Source organism: Pseudobacillus sp. FSL P4-0506, assembly GCF_038003025.1.
In the GTDB taxonomy this organism is placed as follows: Bacteria; Bacillota; Bacilli; order Bacillales; family Domibacillaceae; genus Pseudobacillus.
On the sequence record NZ_JBBOOI010000002.1, the window covers coordinates 240,001 to 254,498 of the forward strand.

Genomic DNA, 14,498 nt, shown 5'->3' on the forward strand with positions numbered 1-14,498 from the left:
TTGGCATTCGGAGTTTGTCTGAATTCGGTAACCCGAGGGGGGCCCCTAGTCCAAACAGTGCTCTACCTCCAAGACTCTTCCCTTGAGGCTAGCCCTAAAGCTATTTCGGAGAGAACCAGCTATCTCCAGGTTCGATTGGAATTTCACCGCTACCCACACCTCATCCCCGCACTTTTCAACGTGCGTGGGTTCGGGCCTCCAGTAAGTGTTACCTTACCTTCACCCTGGACATGGGTAGATCACCTGGTTTCGGGTCTGCGACCTCATACTCATGCGCCCTATTCAGACTCGCTTTCGCTGCGGCTCCGCCTTTACGGCTTAACCTCGCATGAAATCGCAACTCGCCGGTTCATTCTACAAAAGGCACGCCATCACCCATTAACGGGCTCTGACTACTTGTAGGCACACGGTTTCAGGTTCTCTTTCACTCCCCTTCCGGGGTGCTTTTCACCTTTCCCTCACGGTACTGGTTCACTATCGGTCACTAGGGAGTATTTAGCCTTGGGAGATGGTCCTCCCGGATTCCGACGGAATTTCACGTGTTCCGCCGTACTCAGGATCCACTCTGGAGAGAACGATGTTTCGGCTACAGGATTGTTACCTTCTCTGATGGGCCTTTCCAGACCTCTTCGCCTACACCGTTCTTTTGTAACTCCGTATAGAGTGTCCTACAACCCCAGAAGGCAAGCCTTCTGGTTTGGGCTGTTCCCGTTTCGCTCGCCGCTACTCAGGGAATCGCGTTTGCTTTCTCTTCCTCCAGGTACTTAGATGTTTCAGTTCCCCGGGTGTGCCTTCTCCTACCCTATGGATTCAGGTAGGGATACTGTTCCATTACGAACAGTGGGTTTCCCCATTCGGAAATCTCCGGATTAACGCTTACTTACAGCTCCCCGGAGCATATCGGAGTTAGTCCCGTCCTTCTTCGGCTCCTAGTGCCAAGGCATCCACCGTGCGCCCTTTCTAACTTAACCTAAAATGGCGATTACTCGGTTATTGCTTGGTTACTTTTATACGATATTATCCAGTTTTCAAAGAACAAGATTGCTTACCTATAGAGAAGGAATTCATCCTTCAAAACTGAACAAAAAACAATGCCGTTAATTCGCTTGTGAGAACAGCGTTCTCTGTTGCTACTACGTGCGGCTAAAAGCCTGGCACGGTTCACAATTTCCTTAGAAAGGAGGTGATCCAGCCGCACCTTCCGATACGGCTACCTTGTTACGACTTCACCCCAATCATCTGCCCCACCTTAGGCGGCTGGCTCCCGTAAGGGTTACCCCACCGACTTCGGGTGTTGCAAACTCTCGTGGTGTGACGGGCGGTGTGTACAAGGCCCGGGAACGTATTCACCGCGGCATGCTGATCCGCGATTACTAGCGATTCCGGCTTCATGCAGGCGAGTTGCAGCCTGCAATCCGAACTGAGAATGGTTTTATGGGATTGGCTAAACCTTGCGGTCTTGCAGCCCTTTGTACCATCCATTGTAGCACGTGTGTAGCCCAGGTCATAAGGGGCATGATGATTTGACGTCATCCCCACCTTCCTCCGGTTTGTCACCGGCAGTCACCTTAGAGTGCCCAACTGAATGCTGGCAACTAAGATCAAGGGTTGCGCTCGTTGCGGGACTTAACCCAACATCTCACGACACGAGCTGACGACAACCATGCACCACCTGTCACCGCTGTCCCCGAAGGGAAAGATCTGTCTCCAGACCGGTCAGCGGGATGTCAAGACCTGGTAAGGTTCTTCGCGTTGCTTCGAATTAAACCACATGCTCCACCGCTTGTGCGGGCCCCCGTCAATTCCTTTGAGTTTCAGCCTTGCGGCCGTACTCCCCAGGCGGAGTGCTTAATGCGTTAGCTGCAGCACTGAAGGGCGGAAACCCTCCAACACTTAGCACTCATCGTTTACGGCGTGGACTACCAGGGTATCTAATCCTGTTCGCTCCCCACGCTTTCGCGCCTCAGCGTCAGTTACAGACCAGAGAGCCGCCTTCGCCACTGGTGTTCCTCCACATCTCTACGCATTTCACCGCTACACGTGGAATTCCGCTCTCCTCTTCTGCACTCAAGCCTCCCAGTTTCCAATGACCCTCCACGGTTGAGCCGTGGGCTTTCACATCAGACTTAAGAAGCCGCCTGCGCGCGCTTTACGCCCAATAATTCCGGACAACGCTTGCCACCTACGTATTACCGCGGCTGCTGGCACGTAGTTAGCCGTGGCTTTCTGGTCAGGTACCGTCAAGGTACCAACAGTTACTTTGGTACTTGTTCTTCCCTGACAACAGAGCTTTACGATCCGAAAACCTTCTTCACTCACGCGGCGTTGCTCCGTCAGACTTTCGTCCATTGCGGAAGATTCCCTACTGCTGCCTCCCGTAGGAGTCTGGGCCGTGTCTCAGTCCCAGTGTGGCCGATCACCCTCTCAGGTCGGCTACGCATCGTCGCCTTGGTGAGCCGTTACCTCACCAACTAGCTAATGCGCCGCGGGTCCATCTGTAAGTGACAGCTAAAAGCCGCCTTTCCATTCTTCTTCATGCGAAGAAAAAGAATATCCGGTATTAGCCCCGGTTTCCCGGAGTTATCCCAGTCTTACAGGCAGGTTACCCACGTGTTACTCACCCGTCCGCCGCTAACTTGAACAGAGCAAGCTCCGTCAAGTCCGCTCGACTTGCATGTATTAGGCACGCCGCCAGCGTTCGTCCTGAGCCAGGATCAAACTCTCCAAAAAGATTGTTTGACTTGCTCATGTTTTAAAAATAAGAATTAACTTACTGGCATGTATTTTGTTCAGTTTTCAAAGATCAATTTGTTTTGTTGTCGTTATCAGCGACAGCTATATTATAATAACATTTTACAATAATAGTGTCAACGGTTTTTTTAAAATATTTTTTCTCTATCTCACTGTTTTTAGCAGCAAAGAGAACTATATCATTCTTTTAAATACGGGGTCAATAACTTTTTTAAATATAATAGTAAGTTTTTCTACTGGATAGCATTAATCCCAACATGGCAATCCCTTGATACGCTAACTAAAAAATCAACTAGCGCCACTACCAATATGGTCCTTTAAGCTTTACGGTATAGTTTCCTTCCAATCTAAAAAGCAGGGATCCTTATGATATTGCCACCGTTCTTAAACAACCTTATTATTTATAAGCACTTGTGCGTTGCCTCAAAATTTCTCATCACATTTTTCTTTTTTATTTTCTTCCTCGTCTGTCACTCATTCGATAAAACAGCCAGCGTTTCAACCTGTCCTTTTAAACACTCCTGTCTAGAAATCCCTTGTTACTTGGCACGTTCATCACCTTTTTTTAAAAATCTGTTTCCTGTATTTGAATACACTACTGCAAAAATAATAAGACCTGAAAATAAAACAAGACCAATGAGAAACAGTGTTTGACTTTTTAGGATTTCACTTACTGCCCACAATAATAGACTAAAGCAAATACCATACATCACTTTCCCCATAAACTTGCACATAGCTGCTTCATCGTATTGAGCTTTTTTACTCTCTGGCATTGTGTTGTAACCCGCAATTAAAGCTGCTCCTTTGCCTTTTGATAAAAAGATAGCAAAAATCAAAAAGGGAATTAGAATAATCAAATGAACAATCGCTCCATTCACCATAACTGCCTCCTTCAATTAATATAATACCTGATGTAGGAATCAAAATAATCTAATCAATATTTATTATCCATTGAAATAAAAGCAGAGACTGAGATGATGCAAGTATCTAATAATAGAAAGTATCAGTGTTTTCTTTGCCTGGCTTTTTCTTTATGTAAGATTTTATATATTATTGATTTAGCAGTATTTTGGGCTCCCAAATAGACTCTGTAACTATATAAAGAAACTAAATAAAATTGTCTAACTTCATTTTCCCTTCTATGGTCTATTCCAAATAAAAGTACGTATCAATATTGGTAAAACAATAAAAACCAAGAGGAAAGTCAGATTGACAGCCAAAGCAATCGTTCTCAGCGAACTTTTCCCTCCATACCATACAAGCACAATGCCCATGATCGAAATAACAAAAAGTAACGGAAGAAATATAGGACTTAAACCATCTTTGAAGATAAAATAGGCATTAAATGTCATAATCAAAACAAACCAATAGATAAAACATTAAAATGATTCCTCATATTTCCACCTCTAAAGTTAAATTTTACCACAAAAAGAATGGATTGAGTTTTTGAAACCAGCAATACATTTCTATTTAAGATAGAAATAGCCTCAGGGTCCTATCTACTCCCTAAATTAGGCGAACATAGTATAGCTGTTCTTGATTTTTCTTTTTTGATGACCACCCTATTCCATTTTCATGATTATGTTACCATTTAAGTCCAGGATAGTTAAAGACCTCTATTTCTCATCTAATTTAATAAGAACATCCCAAAGAATTTGATCACTCTTCGGGATGCTCCGTTATAGATATAATATAATCGCCATTTGGTTTTAATGATTTGTCATCTTTATAATTCGGATGGTCAAACTAACTTACCTGCTAACCCTATAATAAAGTCTTGCTACATTAACCATTTGATCCGATGTTTTTTATAATTAACCAAAAAGGATTGGCATCCTCTTCGGACGAACTACGAGTATATTTACATCCTTACTATTAGGCGCTTATACTCTCCTATAGGCTTTCATTCCAAATATATATGAAATCATGATAATTAGCACCATCCACCCAATAGACATCCACAAATCATTTCCAGCAACTTGTGAATTTAACAGATTTCTGATTGTTTGAATAATCGGTGTCATCGGTTGGTTTTCTGCGAAGAGGCCAACTACCTTAGGCATTCCATCAGTAGGAACAAATGCTGAACTAACAAAAAGCATCATCAATAGAATATAAGAAAAGGAACCAGCCCCTTCAATACTTCCAGCAGCTAACGCAAATGGTACTGAAAGCCAAGTTAATGCAAGAGAAAATAAAATAATCATAACCACCACAAGAAACCATTCAAAAAATGTGGCGTTACTTCTAAATCCGACTAGAAATCCTACTAGCAAAACGGCAACGATAGAAACTAACATAAAGACAACGGATGCTAAAACATGACCGCCCAATACAGATGATTTTGATATAGGCATTGACTTAAATCTGTCAAACATCCCTGAAGTTTTGTCTAAGTTTATCCGCAATGAGGTATAAGCTGAACCAGTGGCAATTGTCATTAATAAGATTCCTGGAAGTACATAATTTATATAATCCTCTTGAGACACTCCTGGAATTTGAATGGCTCCTCCAAATATATAAACCATACCTAATAGCATCATAACCGGCATAGCAATAACAGTAATAAGCGTATCGATACTTCGCAAATTGTGCTTAATAATTCTATTGGCAAGTGCTAATGTATCACTCACGTTTTGACTTATCTTCATTATTTTCTTCCTCTCGTAAGTGTCATAAATACATCATCAAGGGTTGGGGTAATCATTTTGAAGGTCTTGAGCTCAATATTTTCGGTTGTTAGAGCATTCATTACGTTTAAAGTTGTTGTGATATCTTCTGTTAAATCAATAGAAATCTCACAATGGTCTTTTTTTTGAGGGGAATATGGTTCTAAGAGTTTTAAAGCTATTTCAGTGTCTTCATTACAATTAAATACAAGAAGTAATTTATCCGCTCCAGCAATACGTTTCATTTTATCAGGAGTTCCACTGGCAACAATTTTTCCTTCACATAAGAAGCCTATCTGATCAGCTAAATAATCTGCCTCCTCTAAATACTGAGTCGTTAAAAAGATTGTTTTCCCTTGCGACTTCATTTCTTTAATCATCTCCCAAAGATCCTGCCTGCTTTTAGGGTCCAATCCAGTGGTGGGCTCATCTAGAAAAACAATTTCTGGATTCCCAACTAAACTCATAGCTAAGTCAAGACGCCGTCGCATTCCTCCTGAGTAATTTGAAACAGCTTTGTCTTTGGCTTCAGTCAGATCAAACTTTTCTAACAAACTTTCGGCAACTTTTCTCGGATTGCGTTCATGTCGCAATTTTGCAATCAAATGAAGGTTTTCATATCCAGTCAGCATGCCGTCAACGGTAGAATTCTGAGAACTAAAACTAAAAAGATTTTGTGCTGCCACAGGATTGTCAGCAATATTAATATCCTGAATGGTTACCTTTCCACCATCGCTATTAAGTAACCCCGTAACAATTTTTAATAAGGTACTTTTTCCAGCCCCATTCGCTCCTAATAAAGCATAAACGGAGCCTGCTTTCACAGTGATATTGACATCGCTTAAAATTTCATTCCCTTTAAAGCTCTTTTTTACATTTTGGATTTCAAGGACAGTTGTATTCATGGCTCTCTCCTTTATTTAATGGAATCTCTTAATTCTTTTCTCATTTTGTCAATCCATGTTTCTTCTGGAAACTCTGCTAGTAAGGAGTCGGCAAATTCTGCTGCATCGTTCCCGACTATATCTCTTACGTTTAATCCGTCACTGGCACTACTTTCGAACATCTCTAAAACATTTTGTAACAACGCCAGCATGCCTGATCCCTTAGCAAAATTCCACATATACTTCTCAATGGCTGTCATTGCCGTTCTGTATTCCTCAGGTAATTCATTCACTCTTTTTCTATAGGCTCGATATTCGCGTTTTTCTTGAATCATTTTTTTAAACATTTCTTTGCTCCTTTATTTCATTCATTTTTTCTTCTAAGAATGTCCAACGCTTCCAAAATTCCTTTAATTCTTGTTCGCCTTTCGCATTTAGTGTGTAAAATTTTCTCGCTGGCCCAAGTTCCGACTTTTTCTTCTCAATTTCCACAAGCCCTTTTTTCTCTATTCGAACAAGAATGGTATATACCGTTCCTTCCACAATATCGTCGAAACCCAACTTATTTAGGTACTTAGCAATTTCATAACCATAGGTTTCTCCTGTTTGAATCTTTTGAAGCACCACACCTTCAAGAACTCCCTTGAGCATTTCCGTTAAATCTTTCATATTTCCTCCTTGCTAACTACTCGTTATCACTTAGTACTACTATATAGTATTACAAAGTAGCGTGTTGTGTCAATTAATTTTTATTCATACTATACATTTGGGCATCTTTACTCTCACTAGGTCTAAGCAGGTTAGACTATTTTTATGAATAACAAAAAAACAATTTCCTATTAGAGGAGAAGCTTTTTTGAAAATCCCACGGATTTTGAAAAACGTGCCTTTGTAAAACTATTTTCTCTTTAATCCTTTCGACTATTACTTTGCTTACAACATCTCATCATCTCCCCTAAACTTGAATCAAGAAATCCAATTTTCTTTAAAGACGTTGCTCCATCATTTGATTCGGTTGCTGAACAAGAAAAAACCCTGCATCTCAACACAGGGTTTTTAATCCGCTTTTTAAAGTGATCAAACTTTGTTTTCAAGCCATACTAAGCTTTGGATTTGATCCGTTGAAACCTTCTAGGACTCTATCTACCATTTCATTATTCATGACAATATATCTCAGTATAATTGATGGGGATGAATAGCTGGAGATTTGCTGCAATGCCGCCGCGCCCTTCATTCGCTGGTAAAAACGATAGCCGAAAGCTTTCCTTATAGTACGAGTCCTGATAGCGCCTCCCCCCTTCACACCTCCATTTCCTATTGAAATTTTGCTATATAAAGGGCGAAAAACATCATCCATTCATCTGAAATTTGGTTCCATTTATCCCCTCTTGTAATCTTTTTGGAGTTGTACATCCATAAGTATAATGAACTTCCTTAAGATGTGAGTAATTGAGAAATTGGCTAACCATAAGTAAAACAGAGATATCCCAACGGGTGATCAGAAGGTAGATGAGCAAGCATTCGCTTCATCCTCTCATAAAAAAACAACCCTTCCTTATTGCAGATAAATTCACAATAGAGACGATTTAAAAAATGAGGTGCTTGATTCAGAGGGCACGATGTTGGAAAGGTAGATAATGTTTTATCCGGCCTAGAAATGTCTATAAACATAACTGTAAAAGATGGAGGAAAGCAGGTGACATACATTTAGCAGAAGCCATACAAAACAAGGAGAAACTTTGATACAACTTCAGACAGAGATGCGAAAGCAAAGAGAGGTGAATAAGAATATGCGAGGATGTTAATTTTTTTGTATACCCACGGGGAACTATTATAAGCGAAAAATGAATATTTTTCTGTTTTTGTATCAAAATAACTAACGTCAAAGAATTTATTTCTTTCAACAAAGCTTCATGCCAGGGCATCGTATTTGCCTAATCTAGAACAAGTTAGTTTATAAAAAAACAAAATTTTATTTGAGATATCTTTGGAGAAAACGCTCAAGGCTTGTTTCCCCCTTAGTTTGAGTTTATTTCTCATTCCCATATAACTGTATACCATGGAGTTGACACAACAAAATGAAATTTAACAAGAAGAAAATCAACGTCGTAGATATTCAGCGAACTAAGAAAAGCGTGTTTGCTACAGGGGTAGGAAATGCGATGGAATGGTTTGATTTTGGCTTATATTCCTATTTAGCGGTTATCATTAGCCAGAACTTTTTCACTGCTGTTGAAAATGACCAGCTGAAATTAGTATTTACCTTTGCAACATTTGCGATCGCCTTCTTAATGCGCCCGTTAGGCGGTATTATATTTGGTAAGATCGGAGATAAATCAGGAAGAAAAGTCGTTTTAACAACCACGATTATTTTAATGGCTTTCTCCACATTGCTCATCGGTTTATTGCCTACATATGATCAAATAGGTATATGGGCGCCTATACTCTTATTAGTAGCTAGAATTATTCAGGGTTTTTCAACTGGTGGGGAATACGCCGGTGCCATGGTCTATATTGCAGAATCTTCTCCAGATAATAAACGCAATATGCTTGGGAGTGGATTAGAAATTGGCACGCTCACGGGTTACATATTAGCTTCACTACTTGCCAGTGCACTCTTTATCACCCTATCTGATCAACAGATGGCCTCATGGGGTTGGAGAATACCATTTCTACTGGGCTTACCTTTAGGTCTTATCGGGCTGTACTTAAGAAGGAGCTTAGAAGAAACACCGATTTTTGAAAATGAACTTTCTGATGATACAGTCCAAGAGGAAAGCTTCCTATCTATTTTAAAAAACCACAAAAAAGATGTTGTTGTATGTTTTGTAGCTGTCGCCTTCTTTAACATTACAAACTACATGCTATTATCATACATGCCCTCTTATTTAAATGAAATTATTGGACTATCCAGTACGATAGGAACCGTATTAATTACGGCTGTCATGATTATTATGGTGCCGCTTGCTTTCATGTTTGGAAAACTCAGTGATAAAATCGGAAACAAAACGGTGTTCTTAATTGGTTTAGGCGGGTTGACCTTATTGTCTACCGTTGCTTTTTATTTAATAAACTTGAATGGTTTAATATTTGTTTCGTTAGGTATTCTCATTCTAGGTGTTTTACTTTCAACTTATGAAGGCACCATGCCAGGATCGTTACCAGCGATGTTCTATACTGATATTCGATATCGTACATTATCTGTGACCTTTAATGTTTCTGTTTCAATATTTGGTGGAACTACCCCATTGTTTTCCACATGGCTCGTTCACCAAACAGGCAATAACTTAGCACCTGGTTTCTATCTAACAGCCGTGAGTATTATCGGATTTTTAGTGATACTATTCTTGTTCAATAGTACTTCAGGGAAATCTCTCAAGGGTTCCTACCCAACCGTTGCTTCTAAGGCTGAATATAAAGAAGCTGTCGAAAATCCAAAAGATTCATTATGGTGGCAAACAGAACAAAAAGACGAATAAACTAAATTAAAAAAATATCCACTCCATTGGACTACTCGAACTATGGACACTCAAACATGAGGTCTATAGTTCGAGTTTTTGTTTTTTCTCCTTCGCACTTGTATGTTCTATTTATTTCTAGTTCACCTAATGTTGCAAGCAGGGAGCTGCTACCAGCAATATTTCGGGCTCCTAAATAGACTCTGTAACTGTATAAAAACTGAATAAAATTGTCTAACTTCATTCTCCCGTCTTATAGTCTCAGCCAACCCCAAGTGTCAATGTAAAGTCGAATTGAAAAATTGCTCCCCATCTTAGCATTACGATTTTTCTACTTACTATAAATTAATTTCCCCAGTATTTTTTGCATTTTCTATAATAGAAAACACTCTAGAATAACAATCCTGAATAGTTTTCTTTGTGTTTTGGTGGTTGTATAGACTCAATCCAAAATATTTGTGATTAAAGTACCCAATTAAATAATCACCTGCTTTTGAAGTATGAGCATCTTCGTAAGAAAGTTCTTCATCAATGAATGCTAAATAAACCTTCTCCGAATTGATAAAAATAAAAGGAACAAGGGACTCTAGATAAACTTTTGCATATTTAGCCTCTGCTGCTTCAGGTAAATAATTTTTATTTATAAATACAGCATCTACGTCCCTGAAATTTTTCTCTTCTACATCTCCTAATGACAAAGAAATGAATTTTACATTATCTTCTCTCACTTTAGGAGGTGCTCCTACTATACCTATTTTTAAATTTCCCCCGGAGTATACTGGTGAGTCAAAGTCTTCAACTCCTTCACTGGTGGACTCTTTATTAGAAGTACAGGCCGATAATAATATGGCTAAAACGAGAAACATGATAGAGTTTAAAAGAACGCTTTTCATCCAGTATCTCCCTTGTTTGTAGCGGTAATAAAAAATTAATATCTTATCATAAATTTATGATATAACATTCTTTTAAAAATACCCAAACCAGGATTAATTAGTTAAAATCATTGAAAATTTTAGTAATATTGTTATCTACGATCTTATTGTTTGGAAGTCCCTTCTTCGCTGCGAACTCTTCTACGACACTAAAAGCTGTAAATGCTATCAGTTGAGGTGATAGAGGGTGTTTCATTAACTGAATCACAGTTAGTTGTATCGGGTAATTATAGAGTGAAAAATTAATTGTATTAATCAGCAATATGTCCATGCTCCACATTAAACGCCCCGGCTATCAAAGATAGCCGGGGCGTTTTCAATACAATGTGCTAACCATTATACTGAATTAGCTATATCTCCCAAAACTTGACCTGTTATTTTTCTGAAATGTTCGCTTATATATTCAATTTCAAAGCTATCATCCCTATGGTCCTCTGAGCGCCCAAAGTGATATATAGGTCTGTACTTTTTTACTTATTAGAGGTTTGATATTCACTCTTCCTCCTAAAGTGCTCTGCATAGCACTTTAGGTTAACTGCCCTATCAAGAGTAGGTTTTCATCGAATGTTCGAATGATCTTTATACATCTTTTGATATTCATGTTCTAATTCACTTAGTGTTAACTCGTACAACTGACGATCATCCGTTGATTTGTAGGATTCCCATTTTAACATTTGCTGGATCAACTGCTCTTTTCGATTAATGATCACTTGATTTAAAATATCACCCATCCTCATCATCTCCTTTAAAATTTTTATGTTGATGATCGAATTTTTGTTCTTGGCATGCCATGTAGCATTATTTAAGCTTATTTCTCTAGTTGGTGTCTTAAGATTTTGTCCAAGTGACTCAGTTCTCCCCGCATATTAATGCCTTTATATGGTATGGTTTACTGCTTCTGTGTTTAAATAGTTCTCCAGTTTTATTTGAAGTTCACTTGATTCAAGTAATCTATTTGTATAACTGAGGAAAGAGGCTTCATCCCCTGTATCAAGTGCTTCATTTATTTTAAATCGCCAAAAGTTCATCTTTAAGTTTATTTCCAATATAGATAAAACGCGCTCTTTTATACAATATTGCTCTAAATCTGCGAGGGCCATATAGAAAACATATTGATCATTGATCTTAACCAGAAGGTACCATCCGTTAATCATCGTAAATTTATGTTCATCCGTGACTTCAATTACATCTCCTTTATTGATTTTTAAAACATCTGCATGATCCCCTTCCGGACAAAAACAGTCAATTTGATGCTCAAACGTTTCTGTTGCGATAAAATATTCAGACATTCTCTTCCCTCCTATTAATAGTATAGTTTTCGAAACTTCGAACTTACTTTCCCATATCAAAAGGAATTTACTTCTAATTGCGATTTGTGCTAATAATCTTCATTTGGTCTATTAGCCACTTTCAGGCTATTTGGGCTGCCTTTACGTTTATGCAAAAAAAGATATTTCCTGCATTCTCTCAGGGAACTTATTTTTGTATAGTCATTTGGATGTTGCAGTAGATCTTTCATATTCTTTACATCCACGTTTCCTTCAGCAGCATTATTCACTGTGGGTGAAAAAGTATATTTTTCTCCCTCCAATAGAGTGCTGATTTCTATTCTCTCAGGAAGTTTGCCAAATGCTTTATTCGAAAATACAATCGTTAAGTCATTGTATAGTTGAATTATTTCCTCATCCGCTTCCAGAAGAAATTTTTTTATAGTAAAAGAGTGAGTTGCCCGCTCTTCTAATTCAATAGTTAATGAAAGCTGAGCTTCCAATTCCTCAATATTGGTATTCACCCATAACGGCGGCTTCTGCTCTTTCTTTGCAGATAAAAATTGAAGCAAATGATCTGTCGTCTTTGTTAAAACCATATAGTAATGTACCTTCGATTCAAATAGCTGTGGACTCACGCTTTTCCAATATCTATGGATCAATTTCAATATATTTAACTTGTTTTGTGCATCTAGTGGAAGTTGATAAAAGTTTTGAACCACCTGATTAATTATAGATTGAATAACTTGTCTCCATTTTACGTCGAGGGGATTTAATAACAAAACATGTTGATAATAATATGTATAAGGACACCTTATAAACGACTCTAAGTGATAATTGGCCATAGTTTTCAAAGAGACTAGTGGATACCTGCTTTTCATTTAGTCGATCTTCTCCTTTCTTTAAACAACTATCGTTCTTAAGAATGGAACGAGCTTCTGCCCAAACGTTCGTCAGGCTTCTTCTTATTTTTGTGATCTTAATTCAACTTCTAATCCCTGGGGATACACCTCTATCCCTTTCTCTAAGCTTTCCCTTATGATATCTACGGCTGCATCATATGTGATAAGCTGAATCGCATGAATCAAAAACGGCTGCTGTTTGTCCTGTTAAATAAATCTCTCCCTTTCCTTATAAACATTTCAAACAAACCCTCAGTGTCTATCCTGCATAGTTCAAATGATAAACTTTAGACGACATCTACTCACACATGCCACAACAGGGACACCAACTATCATTGTCACATTGATCAACCATTTCCTTGTCGTCTATAAAACCACACCATTCACAAATTATGATTTCAATCACGACCTTTCCCTCCCCATACAGATTCGTCTTCTTACTTCTTAGTTCATGTTCTTTATTGACCTGATCAGCAAAGAACTTCAAGATTTGTAATTTCCCTTCAATATAGCCCTCTGTTTATTGAGATGGATATTAATACTTTTATCTAAAATCCACATAACTTGCAGTCTTTACTAACAAAGAAAAGGGAAAAAGTTTTATAAGTTATCCGCCACCCTAATTGATAACGATTTTCATTATCTATTAAATATAGTAATTGATAATGATTATCAACGTCAAGTAATCTGTTGCTTTTTCTACCTTCTCATTAACAAGCCTATGTTTTATTTCATAAGTATCTATAATTGAATGCCGTCCAACTCAATTCAACATGCTGATTGCTATTTAGAAAAATAAATTTTTGGTCTCTTTGTTCTATCTATGCAGGCATAGACAGAGATATATTTTCATTAGTTGTTTGATCTATAAGCTTGATACCTGAAAAATGAATAATAGGAAAAAACGGCTAAACGCCGTTTCGAAGGATCACAAATATTCTGAGTTATTAAACCCTGCATGGTTCAAAACAGAAAAAGGGGAGATTAACTAAGAAGTTGGAGAAGAGATGGAGAAACAAATCAAGCCTTAGTATTTGAAGGTAATATAAATTCCTTCATAAACTAAGCCACTGGTGGTAGTAACACTATGAATAATTTGAAGATTTCCATTGAGGCCTTTCTTCTAAAATGGCCTTATGATTATTCGAATCAACTCTATAAAGAACAACATATGCATTTGATTCTTCCAAGTGTGCAACTTGTATCAATTTAAGTTTAAAGTTGGACCGGCCAAAAGCTTATTTTTCTACGTTACCGAAGGCTCTTGAATGTCGTCGCGCTTATTTTCGATAGGATATTTCATCATATGGGATATGATTGAAAGAGGCGTGGCTGCTAACATAATAACAGTGAGTATAGGTTTTCGTTTAAGAATTCCAACTCCCCTTTGATTAACATAAGCTCTGTTATACAAAGTAAAAAAGCTTTAGAAGATTGCCTCTAAAGCTTTCTTTGCCTGCTAAATAGATTTATTCGTACTGCTTTTTTTAAAAATCCCTATTAGAAGGGTAACAAGTCCTATTAAGAAGAAAAGTGGAAACAATAACATCATTAATCCGATTGCTGCAAAACCATCTCCTTGACTTATACCAAACAAGATAGATACTGGCCATGAAAAGGGCGGGGCCATTATT

The 14,498-nt window shown here is 38.3% G+C and carries 10 protein-coding genes and 2 rRNA genes (1 of these 12 running past the window's edge); 1 reads left to right on the forward strand and 11 read right to left on the reverse strand.

What is annotated here, in order from left to right; genetic code table 11:
* The 7 genes from MKZ02_RS23230 to MKZ02_RS23260 all read right to left on the reverse strand — a co-directional run.
* Positions 1-971: ribosomal RNA gene (locus MKZ02_RS23230) — 23S ribosomal RNA — on the reverse strand (it extends 1,961 nt beyond the left edge of the window).
* 205 nt (positions 972-1,176) lie between these two features.
* Positions 1,177-2,730, reverse strand: a 16S ribosomal RNA gene (locus tag MKZ02_RS23235).
* The 16S and 23S rRNA genes sit together here, the layout of an rRNA operon.
* Positions 2,731-3,290: 560 nt before the next feature.
* A complete protein-coding gene (locus tag MKZ02_RS23240; RefSeq protein WP_220702353.1) occupies positions 3,291-3,632 on the reverse strand; it encodes a DUF3784 domain-containing protein in 342 nt (113 codons plus the stop codon).
* 1,002 nt (positions 3,633-4,634) lie between these two features.
* Positions 4,635-5,402: an ABC transporter permease gene (locus MKZ02_RS23245; protein ID WP_340856800.1), complete on the reverse strand. Its 768-nt coding sequence runs from the start codon at positions 5,400-5,402 to the stop codon at positions 4,635-4,637.
* Positions 5,402-6,325, reverse strand: coding sequence for an ABC transporter ATP-binding protein (locus tag MKZ02_RS23250; RefSeq protein ID WP_340856801.1), 924 nt, complete (start codon positions 6,323-6,325; stop codon positions 5,402-5,404). Before MKZ02_RS23250 ends, MKZ02_RS23245 begins: the two co-directional genes overlap by 1 nt.
* Before the next feature lie 11 nt (positions 6,326-6,336).
* Positions 6,337-6,651: a DUF1048 domain-containing protein gene (locus MKZ02_RS23255; protein ID WP_120038679.1), complete on the reverse strand. Its 315-nt coding sequence runs from the start codon at positions 6,649-6,651 to the stop codon at positions 6,337-6,339.
* Entirely contained in the window at positions 6,644-6,973 is a 330-nt protein-coding gene (locus MKZ02_RS23260; RefSeq protein ID WP_340856803.1) for a PadR family transcriptional regulator, read from the reverse strand. The genes MKZ02_RS23255 and MKZ02_RS23260 overlap by 8 nt, the downstream gene beginning before the upstream one ends.
* 1,409 nt (positions 6,974-8,382) lie before the next feature.
* Between MKZ02_RS23260 and MKZ02_RS23265 the strand changes: the two genes are divergently transcribed.
* Entirely contained in the window at positions 8,383-9,783 is a 1,401-nt protein-coding gene (locus MKZ02_RS23265) for an MFS transporter (RefSeq protein ID WP_340856804.1), read from the forward strand.
* Positions 9,784-10,100: 317 nt separating this feature from the next.
* On the opposite strand, the gene MKZ02_RS23270 is transcribed toward MKZ02_RS23265, so the two are convergent.
* From MKZ02_RS23270 to MKZ02_RS23285, 4 genes are all read right to left on the reverse strand, one after another.
* Positions 10,101-10,655: a hypothetical protein gene (locus MKZ02_RS23270; RefSeq protein ID WP_259455855.1), complete on the reverse strand. Its 555-nt coding sequence runs from the start codon at positions 10,653-10,655 to the stop codon at positions 10,101-10,103.
* A 596-nt stretch (positions 10,656-11,251) separates the two neighbouring features.
* Positions 11,252-11,425 carry a Fur-regulated basic protein FbpA gene (locus tag MKZ02_RS23275; protein ID WP_340856805.1) on the reverse strand — a complete coding sequence of 58 codons (174 nt, stop codon included), beginning with the start codon at positions 11,423-11,425 and terminating at the stop codon, positions 11,252-11,254.
* A gap of 144 nt (positions 11,426-11,569) precedes the next feature.
* Positions 11,570-11,983 (reverse strand): IDEAL domain-containing protein, encoded by a 414-nt coding sequence (locus MKZ02_RS23280; RefSeq protein ID WP_340856807.1) that lies wholly within the window; start codon positions 11,981-11,983, stop codon positions 11,570-11,572.
* A gap of 89 nt (positions 11,984-12,072) precedes the next feature.
* Entirely contained in the window at positions 12,073-12,843 is a 771-nt protein-coding gene (locus MKZ02_RS23285) for a PD-(D/E)XK nuclease family protein (RefSeq protein WP_340856808.1), read from the reverse strand.
* Positions 12,844-14,498 lie beyond the last annotated feature (1,655 nt).